23 protein-coding genes are annotated in these 22082 nt (G+C 34.1%); 22 read left to right on the top strand and 1 reads right to left on the bottom strand.

What is annotated here, in order from left to right:
- Positions 1–6: 6 nt before the first annotated feature.
- The 21 genes from minC to ACKF5P_RS09120 all read left to right on the top strand — a co-directional run bounded on the left by minC (position 7) and on the right by ACKF5P_RS09120 (position 20675).
- A complete protein-coding gene (gene minC, locus ACKF5P_RS09220) occupies positions 7–615 on the top strand; it encodes a septum site-determining protein MinC (protein WP_408954912.1) in 609 nt (202 codons plus the stop codon).
- A gap of 14 nt (positions 616–629) precedes the next feature.
- Positions 630–1421 (top strand): septum site-determining protein MinD, encoded by a 792-nt coding sequence (minD, locus tag ACKF5P_RS09215; protein ID WP_408954911.1) that lies wholly within the window; start codon positions 630–632, stop codon positions 1419–1421.
- Between the two features lie 19 nt (positions 1422–1440).
- The gene (gene minE / locus ACKF5P_RS09210; protein WP_408954910.1) at positions 1441–1704 is read left to right on the top strand and encodes a cell division topological specificity factor MinE; all 264 of its coding nucleotides are present in this window, start codon (positions 1441–1443) and stop codon (positions 1702–1704) included.
- 55 nt (positions 1705–1759) lie between these two features.
- Positions 1760–2887: a rod shape-determining protein RodA gene (gene rodA, locus ACKF5P_RS09205; RefSeq protein WP_408954909.1), complete on the top strand. Its 1128-nt coding sequence runs from the start codon at positions 1760–1762 to the stop codon at positions 2885–2887.
- A 113-nt stretch (positions 2888–3000) separates the two neighbouring features.
- A complete protein-coding gene (locus ACKF5P_RS09200) occupies positions 3001–3837 on the top strand; it encodes a site-2 protease family protein (protein ID WP_408954908.1) in 837 nt (278 codons plus the stop codon).
- A gap of 161 nt (positions 3838–3998) precedes the next feature.
- Positions 3999–5675, top strand: coding sequence for an Rne/Rng family ribonuclease (locus ACKF5P_RS09195; protein ID WP_408954907.1), 1677 nt, complete (start codon positions 3999–4001; stop codon positions 5673–5675).
- A gap of 173 nt (positions 5676–5848) precedes the next feature.
- Positions 5849–6160, top strand: a complete 312-nt coding sequence (gene rplU, locus ACKF5P_RS09190) for a 50S ribosomal protein L21 (protein WP_408954906.1) — start codon at positions 5849–5851, stop codon at positions 6158–6160.
- Complete coding sequence (locus ACKF5P_RS09185) at positions 6160–6474, top strand: ribosomal-processing cysteine protease Prp (protein WP_408954905.1); 315 nt, start codon at positions 6160–6162, stop codon at positions 6472–6474. The genes rplU and ACKF5P_RS09185 overlap by 1 nt, the downstream gene beginning before the upstream one ends.
- Before the next feature lie 90 nt (positions 6475–6564).
- Complete coding sequence (rpmA, locus tag ACKF5P_RS09180) at positions 6565–6864, top strand: 50S ribosomal protein L27 (protein ID WP_408954904.1); 300 nt, start codon at positions 6565–6567, stop codon at positions 6862–6864.
- 576 nt (positions 6865–7440) lie between these two features.
- A complete protein-coding gene (gene obgE, locus ACKF5P_RS09175; RefSeq protein ID WP_408954903.1) occupies positions 7441–8730 on the top strand; it encodes a GTPase ObgE in 1290 nt (429 codons plus the stop codon).
- Between the two features lie 102 nt (positions 8731–8832).
- Complete coding sequence (gene yhbY, locus ACKF5P_RS09170) at positions 8833–9123, top strand: ribosome assembly RNA-binding protein YhbY (RefSeq protein ID WP_408954902.1); 291 nt, start codon at positions 8833–8835, stop codon at positions 9121–9123.
- Between the two features lie 33 nt (positions 9124–9156).
- Complete coding sequence (gene proB, locus ACKF5P_RS09165) at positions 9157–10278, top strand: glutamate 5-kinase (RefSeq protein WP_408956651.1); 1122 nt, start codon at positions 9157–9159, stop codon at positions 10276–10278.
- Positions 10279–10435: 157 nt separating this feature from the next.
- A complete protein-coding gene (locus tag ACKF5P_RS09160) occupies positions 10436–11692 on the top strand; it encodes a glutamate-5-semialdehyde dehydrogenase (protein WP_408954901.1) in 1257 nt (418 codons plus the stop codon).
- Positions 11693–12085: 393 nt separating this feature from the next.
- Positions 12086–12892, top strand: a complete 807-nt coding sequence (locus tag ACKF5P_RS09155) for a lysostaphin resistance A-like protein (RefSeq protein WP_408954900.1) — start codon at positions 12086–12088, stop codon at positions 12890–12892.
- 8 nt (positions 12893–12900) lie between these two features.
- On the top strand, positions 12901–14268 hold the full coding sequence (locus tag ACKF5P_RS09150; protein ID WP_408954899.1) for a D-serine ammonia-lyase: 1368 nt from the start codon (positions 12901–12903) through the stop codon (positions 14266–14268).
- A gap of 16 nt (positions 14269–14284) precedes the next feature.
- Entirely contained in the window at positions 14285–15052 is a 768-nt protein-coding gene (locus ACKF5P_RS09145) for an undecaprenyl-diphosphate phosphatase (protein ID WP_408954898.1), read from the top strand.
- Positions 15053–15093: 41 nt separating this feature from the next.
- Positions 15094–15984, top strand: coding sequence for an Hsp33 family molecular chaperone HslO (gene hslO / locus ACKF5P_RS09140; protein ID WP_408954897.1), 891 nt, complete (start codon positions 15094–15096; stop codon positions 15982–15984).
- A 51-nt stretch (positions 15985–16035) separates the two neighbouring features.
- Entirely contained in the window at positions 16036–16233 is a 198-nt protein-coding gene (locus ACKF5P_RS09135; protein ID WP_408954896.1) for a DUF6485 family protein, read from the top strand.
- Between the two features lie 464 nt (positions 16234–16697).
- The gene (locus ACKF5P_RS09130) at positions 16698–18182 is read left to right on the top strand and encodes a TrkH family potassium uptake protein (protein WP_408954895.1); all 1485 of its coding nucleotides are present in this window, start codon (positions 16698–16700) and stop codon (positions 18180–18182) included.
- A 2-nt stretch (positions 18183–18184) separates the two neighbouring features.
- Positions 18185–18859 carry a potassium channel family protein gene (locus ACKF5P_RS09125; RefSeq protein WP_408954894.1) on the top strand — a complete coding sequence of 225 codons (675 nt, stop codon included), beginning with the start codon at positions 18185–18187 and terminating at the stop codon, positions 18857–18859.
- 127 nt (positions 18860–18986) lie between these two features.
- A complete protein-coding gene (locus ACKF5P_RS09120) occupies positions 18987–20675 on the top strand; it encodes an alpha/beta hydrolase-fold protein (RefSeq protein WP_408954893.1) in 1689 nt (562 codons plus the stop codon).
- Here ACKF5P_RS09120 and ACKF5P_RS09115 read toward each other — a convergent pair.
- Positions 20672–21007 (bottom strand): hypothetical protein, encoded by a 336-nt coding sequence (locus ACKF5P_RS09115; protein WP_408954892.1) that lies wholly within the window; start codon positions 21005–21007, stop codon positions 20672–20674. The genes ACKF5P_RS09120 and ACKF5P_RS09115 overlap by 4 nt on opposite strands.
- 333 nt (positions 21008–21340) lie before the next feature.
- Between ACKF5P_RS09115 and nadD the strand changes: the two genes are divergently transcribed.
- The gene (gene nadD, locus ACKF5P_RS09110; RefSeq protein WP_408956650.1) at positions 21341–21943 is read left to right on the top strand and encodes a nicotinate-nucleotide adenylyltransferase; all 603 of its coding nucleotides are present in this window, start codon (positions 21341–21343) and stop codon (positions 21941–21943) included.
- Positions 21944–22082: the final 139 nt, after the last annotated feature.

Genomic DNA, 22082 nt, shown 5'->3' with positions numbered 1-22082 from the left:
AAGAAGATGGGAAGTAATGGAGTTGTCTTCAAAGGGGATTTAGAAGGGTTGATTATAATTTTAGATGATCAACTTGATTTTGCTAAGTTAATAGTTGAATTGAAAGATAAATTTAAACGAGCAGGGAATTTTTTTAATGATGATTTGATTGCTAGAGTTAAACTAGGAAGTAGATCTTTATCTATTACTGAAAAAAAGAAGTTAGTTGAGGTATTTAAAAAAGAAATTGATCTATCTGTAATTGAATTTATTAATGATGAAACTGATTTCAAAACTTCCCAACAGGAAGATACATTATTAATTAAACGAACAATCAGGTCTGGTCAATCAGTTTCTTTTGCAGGAAATATAGTAATTCAAGGAGATGTGAACCCTGGTGCTGAAGTTATAGCTGGAGGAGATATAATTGTAATGGGAGTTATTCGTGGTATAGCACATTGTGGGGTTAATGGTAAGGGAGATGCTACTATTTCTGCTTTTCGCTTGAATCCAACACAATTAAGAATTGCTGATTATATTAGTAGATCTCCAGATGGTCTTACTAATTCTCCAGATGCTCCAGAGATTGCTTATATAAAAGATGGAAAGATTGAAATTCATTATTTAAGAAAGTAGAGGGGTGAAGGTTAGTGGATGGTAAGGTATATGTTGTTACTTCTGGCAAAGGCGGTGTAGGAAAGACTACTACTGTTGCTAATTTAGGAACGGGTTTAGCTAAATTTGGTAAAAAAGTAGTTTTAATAGATGCTGATATTGGTTTGCGTAATTTGGATGTAGTCTTAGGATTGGAAAATAGGATTGTTTATGATATTGTAGATGTAGTAGAAAAAAAATGTAGGCATGAGCAAGCTTTAATTAAAGATAAGAGGTATAGTAGTTTGTGTTTATTACCTGCTGCTCAAACTAGAGATAAAACTGCTGTTAATCCAAAGCAGATGGAGGAGTTAATTGCACATTTGAAAAAGGAGTTTGATTATGTGATTATAGATTCTCCAGCAGGGATAGAGCAAGGATTTAAGAATGCAGTTGCAGGAGCAGATGAGGCAATTGTAGTGACTACTCCTGAAGTGGCAGCGGTTAGAGATGCAGATAGAATTATTGGTATGTTAGAAGCTGAAGGGATATCTAATCCAGAATTGATTATCAATCGAGTTAGAGCTGATATGATGAAGCGGGGAGATATGATGAATATTGAGGATATGGTTGAAATTTTAGCAATTCAATTATTAGGTATTGTTCCTGAAGATGAAAATATCGTTGTCTCTACTAATACTGGAGAACCAATTATTTTAACTGAAAATGATCAAGCAGGACAGGCTTTTTGGAATATTACTAGAAGGTTAGAAGGGGAAGACATTCCATTAATGTCATTAGAAGAAGGAGTTGTTGATCGCTTGAAACGATTTGTTGGTTTAAAATAGAACTGGGGAGGATTAAGGTGTGATAGATTTAATGAAAGGAATGTTCAATAAAGAGGAGCCACAAAGTAAAGATTTAGCAAAAGAACGACTGAGGCTGGTCTTAGTTCATGATCGGATAGGAGTTTCACCAGAAGTAATTGAGGATATGAAAGAAGAGTTAATCGGAGTAATATCCAAATATTTAGATATTGATGAAAGTGGTTTAGAAATGGAATTAGATAGGCAGGAGAATTCTGTGGCATTAGTAGCTAATATTCCTGTCAAGCAATTGAAGAAGAGGTAATATTGGCAATTTAAAGTTGATTACTCCATTAATTAAAGAGGGAGTGGAAGGTTTTGTGAATAAATTAATAAAACAAATAGACTATTTAATTCCTTTAACTGTTGCAATATTAGTTATCATTGGAGTGACTTTAATTAGGAGTGCTACTTTTATCAATGGTGCTAGTTTTTTAGGAAATCCTTTCCTGCAAAGGCATGGTGCCTCGATTTTAATTGGATCTTTAGGTTTAATATGTAGTCTATTTTTTGATTATAGGGCTTTGCGGAATTATTCTAGAGTGATTTATGTTGGCAATATTTTAATATTGTTATCTGTTTTAGTTTTGGGCCAAACTATTAGTGGAGGTCAACGCTGGATTAGACTTGGACCACTCAGTTTTCAACCTTCTGAGTTAGCTAAACTGGCTGTGATTATTACTTTGGCTGATCTGCTGGCTAAAAAAGATTATGATGTCAGTCAAATTAAAGGTCTAATTGTCCCAATTATCCATGTTGCTATTCCGATCTTATTAATCTTGGCTCAAAATGATTTAGGAACATCATTAGTGGTAGTGGCTACTTTTGTAGGAATGATCTATATTGCTGGGGCTAGCCCAAAGTTATTATTAGGGGTTGGTATAAGTGGTTTAACTACGAGCATTGCTTGGATTACTGCCCATCTTCGCTGGGGTGTTTCTATTCCATTACAAACTTATCAACTGAATAGGTTACTTGTCTTTGTCAATCCTTATTTTGATCCATTAGGGTCAGGTTATAATTTGATTCAATCTCAAATTGCAATTGGCTCAGGACAATTATGGGGGAAAGGGCTATTTGGAGGAAGTCAAAATCAACTTAGATTTTTACCAGAACGCCATACTGACTTTATCTTTTCTGTTTTAGGAGAAGAATTAGGTTTTATAGGAGCAGTAGCTGTTTTACTCTGCTATTTTATTCTTTTATGGAGAGGAATTAAAGTTGCAGAAGAGGCCAAAGATGAATTTGGCAGATTAGTTGTAACTGGAATCTTATCAATGTTTGCTTTTCATATCTTAGAAAATGTAGGGATGACAATCGGTATTATGCCTGTAACTGGGATTCCTTTGCCTTTTTTAAGCTATGGCGGAAGTTCAATGATTACTAGCTTATTAGCAGTAGGCCTAATTATTAATATTAATATGAGAAGAAAGAAGATGTTATTTTAAATTCAGCATGCTACTTCAAGAAAGTAGCATATTAATTTATTGCCATTAATAGTTATTATATAATGAAAGAAGGTGGCAATAAATTGCTCAAAATAAAAGGTGTAAAGTTTAAATTGAATTTATTATTTTTAGTAGTATTATTTTTATTTTCTATCTCAGGATTATTTACTGAGGCATCTTTGACCTTTTTAATTGTTCTATTACATGAGTTGGCCCATTCAGTAGTAGCAGTTAATGAAGGTGTTAAGGTTAATGAAGTTGAATTATTACCTTTTGGTGGGGTAGTTAAATTTGCCAATTTGATTCAATTAAAACCTAAGGCTGAGATTAAAATAGCATTAGCAGGACCATTATTTAATTTGATGTTAGGGTTGATTGTTTTATTATTAATTAGATATGAAATCATTTCATTGCAGATAGGAATTTTTTTGATTAGATTAAACTTAACAATTGGGTTATTTAATTTAATACCTGCCTTACCTTTAGATGGTGGAAGAGTTTTACGGGCCAAATTAACAAGCAAGATTGGATTTAAAGAAGCAACTAATCGTGTATTGTGGTTAAGTAAAATTATAGCTGTTAGTATTGCTATTATAGCAGTTATAGGTATTTATTTGGGTAATTTTAATATTATATTATTAATAATTGCTTTTTTTATTTATTTTATTGCTGTAAAAGAAAAGCAATACACCCCTTATATATTAATGGAATATATTGCTAAGAAGAAAGATGAATTTTTAACTGAAAAAGTAGTAGCCGTTGAACATTTGATTACTGAACAGAATACTCCTCTTAAAGATATCATTGATCGATTAGTACCTAATCGATTTAATGTTATTCTGGTAGTTGACTCTGATTTGAAGATTCTGGGATTAGTTACAGAAGAGCAAATAATTAATGCATTAGTAGAGGAAGGTTTGGAATTACCGGTTAATTCTTTATTAGATTAAGATAGTTTATTTATGATTTGAAATTAATTGAGCATGGTTTAAAGGATTTATAACAAAATAATTATAACTGTAAATTTAAATTGTTTTAAGGAGTTTAAAAGAATATTATTACTCTATTATAGATTATTAAATAATTGATAGTGCAAGAAAGGAAGGATAATGTGGGAAAGGAGATAGTAGTCAATGCTCAGGGCTTAGAAACCCGTGTGGCTATTTTAGAGAATAGGAGACTAGTAGAGATTTTATTTGAAAGGGACTTCTCCCAACAAATAGTAGGGAATATTTATTTAGGTCAAGTTGAGAACGTTCTTCCCGGAATGCAATCTGCTTTTGTAAATGTAGGTTTAGAAAAGAATGTTTTTGTACATGTCAAAGATCTCTTTCCTTTATCAAATAAAGAGCAGAAGAAGAGAATTGAAGAACTATTAAAGCCAGGTCAAGAGCTTTTGATTCAAATAACTAAAGAGTCATTAGGCTCTAAAGGGCCACGTGGCACTTGTAAGTTAAATATTCCAGGGCGTTATATAGTTTTATTAAATTATGTCAACCATGTTGGGGTATCAAGAAGGATTGAAGATGAAGAAGAAAGAAAGAGGTTGCGTCAATTAGCTCAAGATATGGTCCCTGAGGATAAGGGGATTATTGTCAGGACGGTAGCAGCTCATAAATCAAACCAAGAGATTAAACACGATCTTAATTTTTTGCTTAAAATTTGGGATGATATCCACAATAAAGCAAAAAAATCCAAGGCTCCGCAGTTAATTCATCAGGATTTAAACTTAATAAAACAGATAGTTAGAGATAATTTTACTGATCAGATTGATAAATTTATTTTGGATACGAAAGAAGATTATTATCAAGTAGAAGAATTAGTTGATTATATCTCTCCCCAACTTAAATCAAAGATCTATTATTATAATCATCCTAAGCCTATATTTGATCACTATGATATTGAAGAAGAGATTGAGAACTTATTAGAACGGAAGGTCTGGTTAAACTGTGGTGGCTATATTACGATTGATACTACTGAAGCACTAACTGCTGTTGATGTCAATACAGGAAAATATGTAGGAAAAGATAATTTGCAAAAGACGATCTTAAAGACAAACCTTGAAGCAGCAAGAGAGATTAGTAAGCAACTTCGTCTTAGGGATATTGGTGGAATTATTATTATTGATTTTATAGATATGAAAAGTAGTCAAGATCAAGATAAGGTATTACAGGTTTTAAGAAATAAGTTGGCCCTGGATAAGACCAAAACCAATATTTTAGGGTTGACAAAATTGGGTTTGGTAGAGATGACACGTAAGAAGGAAAAGGAGAGGGTTGGTCAGTTTCTGCAACAGAGTTGTTCGTACTGCCAAGGGACTGGAAAAATACTATCAGAGGATACGATAGTCTTACAAGCAATTCGAAAGATTAGAGAAGTGTTGTGGAAGAAGAAAAAAGAGGCTATTTTGTTAGAAGTGCATCCTAGTATTGCGGCTAAGTTGATCGGTTTAGGTGGCAAAAATTTAGAAAAATTAGAAAAAAGATTAAAGAAAAACATCTATATTAAAGGTAATCCAGATCTACATTTAGAAACAGTAAATATTTTAAAGTTGGGTTCAAGAAAAGAGATTGAGAAATTGGCCTTGCCGGTTGAAATTGGAGATGAATTGATTTTAGATATCGAAGAGCAACACTTATTTCGCTTACAAGATGGTATTGCTAGAGTGAAGGGCTATATTATTGATATTATAGATGGAGGAAGTCAAGTAGGTAATAAAGTTCAAGTTGAGATTATAAAGGTTACTAAAACTTATGCTCAAGCAAAGATTATAGGAACTAGTAATTAATTATCCATCTTAATTTAAAGTCTGCTTGACAGAATTAAATTTTTGTGTTAGAATTCATACTCGTAAGTGGTTTATTTTAGCCACTACCAAAACCGCACGATACGGGTCTAAAATCTCGATAGAGGAGATTACCTAGCTATCGGCGAGTCTGAGGTAGAGGAGGTGTTAATGACATGTATGCAATCATTAAAACAGGTGGAAAGCAATATAAAGTAGAAGAAGGTCAAGAAGTATACGTTGAAAAATTAGATTTAGAACCAGGTGAAACGGTTGAGTTTGATCAAGTTAAGGCTGTATCAACTGAAGATGGTTTGACAGTTGGTCAACCAACGGTAGAAGATGCAACTGTAACTGCTAAAGTTGTTGCTCAAACTAAAGGTGATAAGATAATCGTTTTTAAGTATAAGCCTAAGAATAATTATCGAAAAAAGACTGGTCACCGTCAACCATATACTAAAATAAAGATCGATAGCATTAAAGCATAATGATTACAATTAATATTGAACGCGATCAAGCTGGAAATATTGTTGAGTTCTTTGTTGAAGGACATGCTGATTATGCTCCCTCAGGAGAGGATATTATCTGTGCAGCAGTCTCAGCAATTTTACAGACTGCTGTTTTTGGATTAGTTAATTATTTAGGATTGGCCCCTGAGGTTGAAGTAAAAGATGGTTGGTTAAGTTGTAAGTTAGATTCTAAAATGGCTCAAGATATTGAAGTTAAAGCTATTTTGGAAACAATGCTGACAGGATTAGAAGAGACTGAAAAGAGTCACTCGCAATATATAGAAATGAAGTAATGAATAGAGAACAGATAAAAATCAAGATCTTTTAGAGGTTTTGAATTTAACTATTCATTATTAATTGAATTATAAAAGGGGGTGGAAGAAATGATTAAGATGAATTTACAATTGTTTGCTAATAAAAAAGGAGTCGGTAGCTCTAAAAATGGTCGTGATAGTATTTCTAAGCGACTGGGAGTAAAGAGCCATGATGGACAGTATATTAGTGCAGGTAGTATTATTGTTCGACAACGTGGTACTAAATTCCATCCTGGATTAAATGTAGGTCGAGGTGGAGATGATACTTTATTCACTAAAGTTGATGGTTATGTCTCTTTTGATCGAAAAGGTCGAGATAAAAGAGAAGTTAATGTTTATACTGAAGATCAAATCCAAGCAATGGCTTAGTAGCCAAAAAACTCCCAGTATTTACTGGGAGTTTTTATGTTTTTTTATATATTTTACAGTGAATAGTTAAGTTTGGTTACAATAGTGTGGTACTTTTGTGCCACATAGCGAACGGTTTTTATTACGGAGAGTTCTTGGAATTTTAGAACTCGTAGGGTCAGCGGTCAGCCCTCAGCTATCAGTTAAGAGCATTTAAAATCAATAAAAATTAAAACATCTAGAAAGCATTATATTTCTTGGGTTTAGATGGTTTTACTTGTTGGGGTTTAATAGGTTTTGATTGGGCTGACAACTCATGGCTGATCCTACGAGCCTTAAACTCTTCGTAACAAAAAAACGTTTGCTGACGGCTGTGTCACGAAGTGACATATTATATCAATATAGTTTAAACAGGATAAAGGTAGTTAATTGGATTACTAGTGAATAAGTAATGTTTTTTATCTTGGTTTATGTTATAATAATTTAATAAAATTGCTTTTTTAGGAAAAGATATATATGATATTGATTAATACTTATTGATTGGAAAACAAAGGGGAATTTTGCTTCATGATTTGATACTTATAGGGGTTGGTAATAATGTTTGTTGATGAAGTTGTGATTGAAGTTAAAGGTGGCGATGGTGGAGATGGAATGACCAGTTTTCGTCGAGAAAAATTTGTAGCAACTGGAGGACCAGACGGTGGAGATGGTGGACATGGAGGAGATGTTATTTTTAAGGTAGATGAAGGACTTAATACCTTATTGGATTTTAGGGAACGAAATAAATATGAAGCTGAAAGTGGTCAACGAGGAGGAAGTAAGAAGCAACATGGTAAAGCTGGAGAGGATTTAGTAGTTTTTGTACCTCCTGGAACTACAGTAACCGATGTTGAAACTGGAGAGATAGTTGCAGACTTAATAGATGATGGACAAAAGGTTGTTGTTGCTAATGGTGGACGTGGTGGACGAGGAAATACAAGGTTTAAATCATCTACTAAACAAGCTCCTAGATTTTCAGAAAATGGAGAACCAGGTGAAAGTAAAAAATTAAAGCTAGAGCTTAAGTTGCTAGCAGATGTGGGCTTAGTGGGCTATCCTAGTGTAGGTAAGTCTACTTTGATCTCAAGGGTATCAGCAGCTAAGCCAGAGATTGGAGCTTACCATTTTACTACATTGAAGCCTAATTTAGGAGTAGTTAAAGTTGGAGATTACGATTCTTTTGTGATGGCTGATATTCCTGGCTTGATTGAGGGAGCTCACCAAGGTGTTGGTTTAGGGGATGATTTTCTACGTCATATTGAAAGAACAAAAGTAATAGTCCATATTTTAGATATTTCTGGAATAGAGGGGCGAGATCCACTAGAGGATTTTGAAAAGATAAATCATGAATTAAGGGAGTTTAACTCTGATTTGCTGGATAGAGAACAGTTAGTAGTAGCTAATAAGATAGACTTACCTCAAGCAGAAGACAACTTGAATGAAATTAAGCCTAAATTAGAAGAAAAGGGTTATCAAGTTCTCCCGATTTCAGCGGTTACCGGGGCAGGGATTGATGAGTTAATTACTAGAATAAATAAACTAGTTAAAGAAGCACCTGACTTTTTCGAAGTTGAGGAACCTGAAGAGGAAGTTGTTATTCGTGGGCCTCAGCCAGGTGAAACAGAGCAAGGTTTTGATATAGAAAGAGTTGATAATATCTTTAAAGTAACTGGTGATGAAGTTGAACGTAAAGTAGCTATGGCAGATTTAAGTACAGAGGAAGGTTTAAGGTATTTAATTAAGAACTTTGAAAAGATGGGTATAGAAGATGCTTTACAGAAAGCAGGAATAAAAGAGGGGATGACCGTTGATATAGCTGGTTTGCAGTTTGAGTATCGAGAGGGATAATTTTAATTGTTAGATAAGCTAAGAACTAATTTTTGAAGATGTTTTATTACTGAAAATTTATTAAAGAATCTATAATTAAGTTTAGTATAAGGGGTTGAAAAAATGTTAACAGGAAAAGAGCGAAGTTATTTACGAGGAAAAGCAAATGAAATGAATCCATTATTTCAAATTGGTAAAGATGGCATTTCTGAAAATCTTGTCAAACAGGTAGAAGATGCTTTAGAAGCAAGGGAGTTAATAAAATTAAGAACTTTGAATAATTCTATGTATAATTCTCAGGAAGCAGCTTATGAATTAGCAGAACAAACTAATTCTGATGTTGTGCAGATTATAGGGAATGTGTTTGTTTTATACCGCAAGAATGAGGAAAAAAATAGTTATCAATTGAATTAAGAAGTATGGTTTACCTTAACTGAAGGTTAGGTGATAGAAGTGAGAGAAGAGCTTGTAGAGAGGGATCGAATTGTAGTTAAGATAGGTAGTAGTACGTTAACTTATCAGAATTCTAAATTAAATCTAAATCGAATTGAAAAGTTAATTAGAGAAGTGGTTGATCTTAAGCATCAAGGAAAAGAGATTATATTGGTCAGTTCAGGAGCAATTGCTGCTGGGGTAGGTGGGTTAAATCTTGATTATTATCCTGAGACTATCCCGCAAAAGCAGGCTTTAGCAGCTGTTGGTCAAGGGGTATTAATGAAAACTTATCAAAAGTTATTTAGTGAATATGATCAACGAGTGGCTCAAGTTTTATTGACCCAAAGGGATTTGACTGATAGAAAGCGGTATTTAAATTCACGCAATACTCTAAATCAATTACTAGAGTATGATGTAATCCCAATCATCAATGAAAATGATACAATAGCTGTTGATGAGATTAAGTTTGGAGATAATGATACCTTATCAGCATTAGTAAGTGGTTTGGTTGATGCAGATTTGTTAATTATTTTATCTGATATTGATGGTTTATATACTGCTGATCCACGTTTTAATCCTGAAGCTGAGATGATCAATAATGTTGAAAAGATTTCAAAAAAGATTGAAGGTTTAGCAGGAACAGCCGGTACTGAACGAGGAACTGGAGGTATGGTAACTAAGATTAGAGCGGCCAAGATTGCAACTAAAGCAGGTGTTTCTTTGATAATAGCTAATGGGAGTGAGGATCAAATTTTATCTCAAATTAGTAGTGGAAAAGAAAAAGGAACTCTATTTTTACCTGAACAAGGCTTGGCCAGTAGAGAAAAATGGATTGCTTTTAACTTAGATGTACAAGGGAGTATTATTGTTGATTTTGGAGCAGCAAAGGCTATAAGTAAGCAAGGAAGTAGCTTATTACCTTCTGGAGTGATTAGAGTTAAAGCTAGTTTTAAGGCTGGGGATGTAGTTGATATAATAGATGAGGCTGGGAGCCGATTGGCCCGAGGGTTGGTTAACTATTCTCAAGCTGAAATTGAAAAGATAAAAGGACTACACTCTAGTGAGATCAAAGAGAAGTTGGGTTATCAAGATTATGATGAGATAATTCACCGTAATAACCTAGTCTGTTTGTAAAGGCATTGAATATTGAATAATTAATATTGAATAATTAAAAAATCAAAACATCATATCATAAATTGATTCAAATAAATTATAATTTTTGAACTTAAACTTTTGATCTTAAACTATTAGATGTTAAATATTAATTGAATTTAAGGGGGGGAGTTGTAAAATGAGTATTAAGGAAGATGTGATTCAAAAGGCTAAGAAAGCAAAGAAGGCTGCAAAAGAGTTAGCTAATTTAAGTTCTTCTTATAAAAATCAAGCATTGTTACAGATGGCTGATGCGTTAGAAAGTAAGCAAGATAAGATTTTAGCTGCTAATAAAAAGGATATGCAAGAAGGAAGAGAAAATGGATTATCAGAGTCTTTATTAGATCGATTGTTGTTGACTGAAGAGAGAATTGCAAGTATGGCACAGGGATTAAGGAAGGTTGCTCAATTTACTGATCCAATTGGTGAAATGATTGAAATGAAGCAACGACCAAATGGTTTAAAGGTTGGTAAGATTAAAGTGCCACTAGGTGTGATTGGGATCATTTATGAGGCACGACCTAATGTGACTGTTGATGCAGCTGGTTTATGTTTAAAGGCAGGTAATACAGTCTTATTACGTGGGGGTTCAAATGCAATCAACTCTAATCAAGCTTTAGTTGAGATTATTTCTAATGCAGCTTTTCAAGCAGGGTTACCAGAGGGTTCAATTCAATTAGTTGAAACAACAAATCGAGAAGCAGTGCAAGTAATGTTTAAATTAAATGATTATCTTGATGTCTTGATTCCGCGGGGTGGAGAAGGCCTAATTCAAGCAGTTGTTAATAATTCAACTGTGCCGGTAATTGAGACGGGTGTAGGTAATTGTCATACATATGTTGATATTGCAGCTGATTTAGAGATGGCAGAAGAGATTGTAATTAACGCTAAAACACAGCGAACAGGTGTCTGTAATGCTATGGAAACTTTGCTGGTCCATCAAGATGTGGCTGAGGAATTTTTACCGATCATTATTGAAGAGTTGAAAGAGCGGGATACTTTGGTTAAAGGTTGTGAACAGGTACAAGAGATTGTAGCAGATGTTAAGCTGGCTACTGAGGAGGATTGGGCAACCGAATTTTTAGATTATACTTTAGCAATTAAAGTTGTGGCTGATTTGGAAGAGGCAGTTGCTCACATTGATCAATATAGTACTAATCATTCGGAAGCAATTGTTACTGAAAATTATACTAAAGCTCATCAATTTTTAGATACGGTTGATTCAGCTGCTGTCTATGTCAATGCTTCAACCCGCTTTACCGATGGAGGACAGTTTGGGTTGGGAGCTGAGATAGGAATCAGTACCCAAAAACTTCATGCTCGCGGGCCAATGGGAGTCAATCAATTGACAACAACTAAGTTTGTGATCTTTGGAGATGGACAAATTAGAGATTAATATAGGGGGCGTTGGCCCTCTTTTTTTTATTTATGAAGTATTACAATATTGTGGCACTTTGGTGCCACATAGCTGTGAGCTATCAGCCCTCAGCTATCAGCTAAAAACAAAACCATAAAATCAAATTCAAAACAAGCTTTAAGCTTTTGATTTTAAGGGGTTAAGTGATTTTAGATTTTAGCTTTGAAGATTTTGAACTGGCTCACGACTGAAGGCTGATAGCTGATAGCTCAGTGGCACTGAAAGTGCCACTTAATATCAATTTAATTGCAGGAAAAATTTTATCTAAGATAGAAGTATAATATTTGAATCAAGAGATGAGTATAGATAATCTTAGAAGAAAAACTATTTGAGATAGTAGTGTTTATAATCTTTAGGAAGGAGTAGAATTAGATGGCAGTTGAAAAAGAGTATCCCTCTTTATTACAGGCTATAGGCTTAATTCTACTTTATTTTATATTCCAACTTATAGTTGGGATCAGTGGTGGAATTATTGGAGGCTTGACAGGGTTATGGCAGACAGAGTTATTTCGCTATTTACTTGAATATTACCTAGCCCCCGGGTTGGCTGGTTTACTAAGCTTTCTGTATGTTAATAAGAAGTATCAACTCAGTTGGAGAGAAGTTAAAGGTCAAAATATAATAAATTTTAAGCTTTATTCAGTTGTTTTTATAGCGATAGTTGGGGTTGTTATTGTTAACTCATTAATTATTAATCTTGTTCAATATATCTTTCCTTTACAACAAGATTTTCTTGACCATTTAAATCGAGTCTATGAAACTAATATTATCTTAACCTTTATTTCATTGGTGATTATCTTTCCAACGGTTGAGGAGTTAATCTTTCGAGGAATCATATTACGAGGTTTTTTGACCAGACATAAGCCTTGGTTAGCAATCAGTACTTCAGCATTTTTATTTGCTGTTCTCCACCTTAATCCTTGGCAAGGAGCTGCAACTTTTATATTAGGTCTATTTTTAGGGTGGATTTATTTTAAGAGCAAGTCGCTGTTACTGGTAATTATTGGACATGGCATTAATAATTTAATTGTTGTTTTATCTGTTGCATTATCTGAACAACCTGCAACTACTGAGGTGGAGTTTTTTCCAATATGGCTGACAGTATTCGGTTTTGCTTTGTTGTTAGGTGGGATTGTTCTATTTGATCGTTTTATTGATAACTACCAAACCAAGGAGTGAATTCAATAATGAATCAAAAATTGATTGCAGATAAAAGTATAAGAGAGTGGAAAGCAGAGTATCCACTATTAAAACAGATAATTGATACTGAAGAGGTATGGTGGGCCAATCCTAAGTATAAAGAATTTGTTGAGGCAAAATTTAAGCTTTCTTTAGATTTTAAAGATGTAGAGGAGGCTGAAGCAAGATTAAGGCGCTTTGGCCCTTATTTGAGTCGAGTCTTTCCGAAAACAAGACAAAGTAATGGAATTATTGAGTCTCCATTAGTCAATATTTCTAAATTCAAAGAGAAATTGGAGATGATAAGTGGGCTAGATTTACCTGGTGAATTGTTATTAAAATCTGATAATCAATTACCGATTGCAGGTTCAATTAAGGCTCGAGGTGGGATTTATGAAGTATTAAAGCATGCAGAAGAGTTAGCTGTTGAACATGAGTTACTCAACTTAAAAGATGATTATTCAATTTTAGCAACAGATAAGTTTAAAGAGTTTTTAGCTCAATATTCGATTGTAGTCGGTTCCACAGGCAATTTAGGGCTCAGTATTGGAATTATGGGTGCTAAGCTTGGCTTTAAGGTAACGGTTCATATGTCAATTGATGCTAAGGAGTGGAAGAAGGAATTATTGCGCGAGCATGGAGTTGAAGTTGTTGAACATACTTCAGATTATAATCAAGCGGTAGAGGAAGGAAGAAAGCAAGCAGAGGCAGATTCTCAAAGTTATTTTATTGATGATGAGCAGTCTGTTGATCTCTTTTTAGGATATTCTGTAGCAGCATTGCGTTTAAAAGAACAGTTGCTAGCAATGGATTTAGAAGTCAGTTCAAAGCGACCTTTATTTGTTTATTTACCTTGTGGTGTTGGAGGTGCACCAGGAGGGATAGCTTTCGGCTTGAAGTTAGTATTTCAGGATAATGTTCATTGTTTCTTTGTTGAACCGACTCGCTCCCCTTGTATGCTATTAGGGTTATTGACGGGCCAACATAATCAAATCTCCGTTCAAGACTTTGGCTTGGATAAGAAGACAGTAGCTGATGGGCTTGCTGTTGGTAGAGCGTCAGCATTTGTAGGCCAGATGATTGAAGAGTTAGTGAGTGGGATTTATACGATTGAAGATCAAAAGTTGTATATTTTACTAAGTTATTTATTTGAAGTAGAAGAGATTAGCTTAGAACCATCTGCCGCAGCAGGGTTGGTTGGCCCTGTTCGTTTGTTGAATGAAAAGGTAGGTTTAAGATATCTAAATGATAATAATCTGTTAGCTAAGATGGAAAATGCGATTCATATTCCGTGGGCGACAGGGGGAAGTATGGTTCCATCACACATAATGGAGAAATACCACCAACAAGGATGCCAATTACGAAGAGAGATCTAAGTATAGGAGAGATTAGATGGAATTAGTTAGAATTATAATTTTGGGGGTTGTGCAGGGATTGACTGAGTTTATCCCTGTTAGTAGTTCAGGACATTTGGTCTTGTTTCAACATTTATTTGGAGTGCAAGAGAGGTTGACCTTGAATGTCTTTTTACACTTTGGAACATTGATTTCGGTTGTAATTGTCTTCTGGTCTGATATTATAAAAATAGTTAAACTGAAACCTAAGTATCGTAAGTTGACCTTTTATCTTCTGCTAGGAACAATACCAGCAGGAGTGATTGGGGTCTTATTTGAAGATTACTTTGAACAGCTCTTTTCTTCAGTTACTTTTGTTGGCTTTATGTTATTGATTACTGGGTTATTGCTATGGTTATCTGATCGAGTTGAGCTTAAGCGACGTAATTTAGATGAGATGAAGGTCAGTGATTCATTAATAGTAGGATTTGCTCAAGCTGTAGCTATCTTACCTGGGATTTCTCGTTCTGGAGCGACGATTGTAACTGGATTATTTAAAGGGCTAGATCGGAAGTTAGCAGCTCGCTATTCATTCCTATTATCGATTCCTGTAATTGCAGGGGCCAGTTTGATTCAGGCAGTTGATCTAGTAAGAATGGGAATGGGCGAAATTGGTTTGTTAGAATTGACCTTAGGGACTGTAACTTCTGCAGTTTCTGGCTACTTTGCTATTAGATTATTACTTAAGTTGATCAATCAAGAGCGATTGAGTATCTTTGCTTATTATTGTTGGACTTTAGCAATATTAATAATTCTATTAACTTAATTCCAACCTAAACTTAACACTTAAAATATGAGGTGATAAAGATGAAAAAAGATTATTTAATTAGGGCAATGACAATCAATAAAGAGATTAGAGTTTTAGTAGCTAGAAGCACAGAGTTAGTTAAGCAGGCTCAACAAGCTCACCAAACTACACCAGTAGCAACCGCAGCTTTAGGTAGGACATTGACTGCTGGTGTATTGATGGGTTCAATGCTTAAATCCGGTAAAGAAATTAGTTTGGCGATCAGTGGTGATGGGCCATTACAGAGGATAGTTGTTCATGCTAATCAATATGGAGAGGTCAGAGGTTATGTAACTAATCCTCAAATTGAACTTTTAGAAAATGAGTTAGGAAAATTAGATGTAGCTAGGGCAATTGGACAAGGTAGTTTAACTATTAAGAAGGATTTAGGTTTAAAAGATCCTTATCAAGGGAGTGTGCCATTGGTTTCAGGAGAGATTGGTGATGATCTAACTTATTACTTTACCAAATCAGAGCAGACACCATCAGCAGTAGGGTTAGGGATTTTGGTTAATCCTGATTGTTCGGTTAAAGCTGCTGGTGGATTCATCATTCAGCTAATGCCTGAGGCTGCTGAAGAGACGATTACTCAATTGGAGGAGAATTTGGCCGAGATTGATTCAGTTAGCAAGTTAATAGGGCAGGGTTTGAGTCCAGAGAAATTATTGGAGAAGTTATTAGTAGGGTTCGAGTTTAAGATTTTGACAGAAAGAGAGATTGAATTTAAATGTATCTGTAGTCAAAGACGCATGAAGAGATTAGTAAGTAGTTTGGGTGAAGAGGATTTAAGAGAGATTATAGAAGAAGATGAGCAAGTAGAGATTAAGTGCCATTTTTGTAATCAAGGCTATCAATTTAGTAAAGAGGAGTTTGAAGATATTTTAGCTACTAATCCAAAAGAGGAGAATTAAGTTTTATCGTGAAGTTTTAAATAGAATTCTATCTCTTGAAGGAGGGCTAAGATGGCTGAATGCAGTGAGTTAGAAGCTAATAAAGATTATTGTAGTTGTACTTATGAACCTTGTTCCCGGAAGGGGAATTGTTGTGCTTGTGTTAAATATCATAACCAAAAGGGTGAACTGCCAGGGTGTTTCTTTTCAAAAGAGGCAGAAAAGACCTATGATCGTTCTGTTGAATTTTTTATCAAATCAAAGAGTTAAGTTTTTAATTAGTGGCCATGTTGGCCACTTTATTGTTATGTTATAATAGTGTGACACTTTTGTGCCACATAGCGAACGGTTTTTGTTACGGAGAGTTCTTGGATTTTTAGACTTGTAGGGTCAGCTATCAGTTAAGAGCATTTAAAATCAATAAAAATTAAAACATCTAGAAACCATTATATTTACTGGGTTTAGATGGTTTTACTTGTTGGGTTTAATAGATTTTAATTGAGCTGACGACTCATGGCTGATCCTACGAGCCTTAAACTCTTCGTAACAAAAAAACGTTTGCTGACGGCTGTGTCACGAAGTTACACATTATATCAATATTCCTCATGTTAAAACTTAGGGAAGTTTTTTATTACAAATGTTTTTTAACTGTCTTATTTAATAGACAAGGATGGAATAGATAAATTTTTTGATCTGTTTGTTAGCTATTTTTAGCTTGAGAGGAGGAAGAAGTTGTGCAAGTACAAGTAATCAATAAAGTTAAGACTGTAATTAATTTGTTGGGTTCTTTACTATTAGTACTAGCTTGTGTGTTGCTAATACCAATTATAGTCAGTATTATTTATCAAGAAAAATTAAAAAGTGTATTTCTTATTCCAGCTTTATTATCTTGTTTTATGGGTTTGTTTGGTAAACTTACTGCTAGTAAACAAAAGATGTCATTGACTACGGGAATGATAGTTTGTGGATTAGGTTGGATTGTAGTTTCTTTGATAGGGGCACTTCCTTTTTATTTAGCACTAGATTATTCTTTTTTAGATGCTTTTTTTGAATCGGTAAGTGGTTTTACAACGACAGGTATTACTGTTTTTACTGGATTAGAAAGTTTACCACGATCTATTTTGTTTTGGCGTAGTTTAATTCAATGGTTAGGTGGTCTGGGAATTTTGACTTTCTTTTTATTTGTTACATTTAAGGGGCAAGGAGGTTTATTTAAGTTATTTACGGCAGAGAGTCATAAGATTAATCAATCTCGTCCTACTCCTAATATTTTTAAAACCATTAGAATTTTGTGGTTGATTTATGCTGGTTTTACGGTTTTAGAAATGGTTATTCTTTATTCGTTAGGGGTTTCTTTATTTGATGCTCTAGCACATAGTTTAACCACGGTGTCTACAGGAGGGTTTTCTCCATATGATAACAGTATTGGATATTTTAAGGAGGCTGGTTACCAAAATTATAAGGCAATTGAATATGTAATTATCTTCTTTATGACTTTAGGTGGAGTCAACTTTTTAGTTCATTATAAAGTTCTGACAGGTAATTTAAGAGAGTTATGGGCTGGTATAGAGATGAAGTATTTTTGGGGGGTTATTGTCGGTGCAGTTTCTCTGATCTTAATTAATCATTACTCTTATTTTCCCTTTAGTTGGGCTAGTTTAGAAGAAACTATTAGAAAGACCCTTTTTCAAGTGGTTGCCCTTTTAACAACGACTGGTTTTGGTACACAGGATATTGGTTCTTCTTTCTTTCCGGCAGTAGCTAGACAGGTGTTTTTGATTTTGATGCTGACTGGAGCATGTGTCGGTTCTACATCTGGTGGCTTTAAATTAATTAGGATAGTGATCTTAAATAAATTATTCAAACGTGAAATTAAAAAAGTCTATTATCCACAAGGAGCTATCTTGCCTGTAGTGGTAGATGATAATATAATGGATAATAAGGAAGTTTTTAGAGTTGTTGCTCTCTTTTTTGGCTGGTTGCTTTTGTTGGTTATCGGAGGTGGAATAACAGCTTTATTTTCTGATTTACCTGCTTGGAATGCATTTTCAGGTGTTTTTTCGGCGTTAGGAAATATTGGCCCTTTTTATTTTAGTGTAGAACAGATGCAGGAGTTATCTGATATAATAAAAGTTACATATATTGTTGCTATGTTAGCAGGAAGATTGGAGATTTTACCATTATTTATTTTATTTAATAAACAGGCTTGGAGGAGATAGCTATGTATATAATTATTGCTGGTGGTGGTGTAGTTGGGCGTAATTTAGCTAAACAATTAGTTAAAAAGCATGATGTAGTAGTAATTGATATTGATAAAGGAGTCTGTGAACGGATTTATTCGGAGTATGGAGCGGTTAGTATTCTTGGTAGTGCAACCAATATCAATGTGCTAAAAGAAGCAGGGATTGAAAGGTGTGATGTAGCTGTTAGTGTGATGGGAAATGATGCAGATAATTTAGCTTTCTGTTTATTGGCCAAAAATTTTAATGTAGAGCAGATCATGACTAGGATGAGAGAACCTGAGTATGAAAGTGCTTATAAACTAGCCGGTGCAACAACAATTGCAGGAATAATTGATTTAATGATTGAAGAGTTTGTACTTGATATTGAACAACCAGATGTAAGAAAGTTGGTTTCCTTAAGTAAGGGAAAAGCAGAGATTTCGATCTTAACAATTCCAGAAGGGGCTAAGCATAGTGGGGAGACTATCTCTGAAATTGTTCAAGGGGATGATTTCCCTGATCGGTGTTTAATTGCTGGGGTATTTGATGTAGAGGAGGATAGATTGATTATTCCGCATGGCTATACAGTGATTGATGAATTGAATCAAGTATTTTTGGTAGGAACTTCTGATAGAATTACAGAAGCTGCAAAGGCTTTGACTAAAACCAAATAAAGGTGTCATTTTGTATTGGATTTGGCTATGATTTTATTATTTTTAAAGGATAGTGGAGTAATTTGCAGAAGTAGTTATTTAGAATCGATAATGATTTCTGGATCTAGTCATCTAGGAGGAGATGAAATTGAGAAGATATATTGGGTTATTAATTTTGCTGTTAATCTTGACAGGGTGTAAAGCAGAAGAAGCTAAATTAAATACAACACAAAGCTATCAAGGAGAGGCCGATTTAATAACTGAATTTGAGGAGTTTAAGGCTGAACTTAAGGAGGTTGAAAGTAAAATAGAGCAAGAGGAATTAATTAGTGATCTAATAACTGAAATGGAATTTCCTTTGATTAAGGAAGATAGAGTGCTCTTTGTTTATCAAGGAAGCAGCGAGGATCAGGTCTATTTTATAAGTGATGTGACTACTTGGGAGAAAGAAAAGATGAAACAAGTAGCCGATACCTCTTTATTTTATCATCAGATCAAGGTAGCTACTCAAGCTAGATTTGATTATCAATTTGTAGTTAATGGGCAAGTTAAAGTTGATCCATTACAGCAAGAGCAAGTACCTAGTTTGCAATTTGGCTTAAATAGTCAAATACGGATGACTGACTATTACTCTGATAATTATTGGAAGAGCAATAAAGATGTTAAAGTAGGTGAGCTGATAGCTAAAGAGTTTCAAAGTAGAGAGTTATCTATTTATTTACCACCGAATTACAAAGAACAGGAAGAATATCAAGTGCTTTATTTTATAGATGGGGATCATTATTTAGAGTTGGGCCAAGTTGAACATACTTTAAACAACTTGATTGCTCAAAATAAAATTGATCAGACTATTGCTGTATTTATTGACTCTTCTAATCAGTATCTTGATTATTTAGGAGAGGAGCAGAGTGATTTTTTAAAATTAATTACTGAAGAGGTTATACCGTATATTGACCAAAACTATCGGACAATAGCCCAGCCAACAGCTAGAACTGTTATAGCTTATGCTCGAGGTGCTACACCGGCTGCTTTATTAGCTTTAGAGCAGGGGGTAGTCCAGAATTTGATCATTCAATCTGGATATTATGCCCCACAGGTCTTTGCAGCTTTAGATGATCAGAAGGTGGAGGATTTAAGGGTATATCTGGATTGGGGAGAATTTGATCTGATTGAAAACCAAGTATTAGGGTTAGAGTTTGTTCAGGCATTGAAGAAACATGAAACTGACTATCAAGTTCAAATTCATGCTGATGGTCATCAATGGGCCAACTGGCGTGAGAACATTAGTTCTGCTGTGGAGTATATTTTAGGCTCAGAAAGCTCTGATGCTGGAGCTGAAAGTTTAGTAATTGCTGAAGATTTTAGTGGAAGATATCCTAATCTTTTTTCAGCAGGTGAAAATAAGCAACTACTTGCTAGAAGAAAAAATCAAAAGTATCAATTAGAATTTAAAGAGGATAGCTTTGTTAAACTAACACCTTATCAATTTAAGGATTTTACTATTCATTTAGAGGTTGTAGATAGTAATGACGTAGGGTTTGGTTTCTTATTAGCTAATCAAAAAGGTTATACTTTATTTTTCGATTTAAGAGCTGAGCAGATCTATTTAGTAAGAGATTATGAAATTCTATACCAGGAGGATTTATCACAAATTGAAGAAATTGAGGAAGTTAAGGTGGCAACTAGTACTGATAAGTTGATGATTTATCTTAATCAAGAGTTGATAGCAGAGATTGAAGTTAGTTTAGAAAATAGTAAGAATCTTGCTATTTTAGGTAAGCAAGGGAGTAATTTAATGCTTAATAGCATTGTGATTAAAGAAGGTTTACGCAATTAAGTTGTGTGATCTATCGTTAATAATTTTGCAGGAATGTCGGCTGTATAAATGAATTCTGCTCTAAATTGGCCCTGGTATTCTGGGAAAGGGATTGTATAAGCGATCTCTTTTAGTTTGGCCCAAAATTCTTGGCTAACTATATAATCTTTTTTGATTTCTAAGATAGTATCAGCAATAAAATGAGGGAAAGCATATAACTTAGTGGGGTTTAAGCGATTAATAGCAACTGTAATATAGACTTCTTTAAGGATAGGTTGGCCCCAGAAATAAATGCCTACTGGTCGTTGTACTTTTTGATCGATAAAGCTAGTTGTATTGCGAGGTTGAGCCACTTTGAGCCCTTCTTGTTTAATCTTATTTAGAGCTTCAGTAATCAGTTCTGGTTTATCTTCCTGAATAAAGTGATATAATTTAGTAGGGACTAATTCAAGGTTAGGTTGTTGATAATAAAGGCTTTCTAATTCTAGTAATTTCTGTTCCTGTTCAATTAATGATAACTGATTCTTTTCGATTTTAATTACCCCCTTTAATTAAATTTTAACCAAATTAATAAAGAAATATTATATTTAATATTAAATTGGTTGATTTTACTTGAGGGAAGGGATTTCATATTATAAGATAATAATTGGGTTATAAAATAAAAGTAGGAGTTGAATCTATTAATGATTGAGACTAGGCGATCTATTGGGATTATGGGGGGGACTTTTGATCCAATTCATTATGGCCACTTATTGACTGCAGAATGTGCAGCAGATCAATATAATTTAGATGAAGTAATCTTTGTTCCTTCAGGAAATCCACCTCATAAGACTGAACAAAAAATTACTGTTGCTCAAAAAAGATATGTAATGTCATTATTAGCTACTATTGAGAATCCTAAATTTGATGTATCTAGAATTGAGATTGATCGGGAAGGCTTATCCTATACAATAGATACTATTAAAACTTTTAAAGATTTATACCCTCAGACAAAGATTTATTTTATCACAGGGGCTGATGCAATTTTAGAGATATTTACTTGGAAAAATCCAGATAAGCTTTTAAAAGAAGCAGATTTTATTGCAGCTAGCCGCCCGGGATATTCTTTAGCTAAAATAGAAAAAGAGTTTTATGAGGAATATCGTAATCGAATACATATTTTAAAGATACCGGGTTTGGCTATTTCATCAACAAATATTAGAAAAAGAATCAAAGAGAAGCGTCCAATTAAGTATCAGTTGCCTGAAAAGGTAGAAAGCTATATTAGAAAGTATGGTCTATATAAGTAAGAATAATAAACTTAAAAAAACTTGCAAACTGAGTTATTATCTGGTACTATGGGATTGGTGGGCATTTTTAACATCTTTTTTGGTGTAGATCTGTGTCATGGTTTGATTACACCAAAATGTTAAGAATGTCTTGTTTATT

The organism is Natroniella sp. ANB-PHB2 (assembly GCF_046097105.1).
Lineage (GTDB): Bacteria > Bacillota > Halanaerobiia > Halobacteroidales > Halobacteroidaceae > Natroniella.
This window is presented reverse-complemented; position numbering and strand designations above follow the sequence as displayed.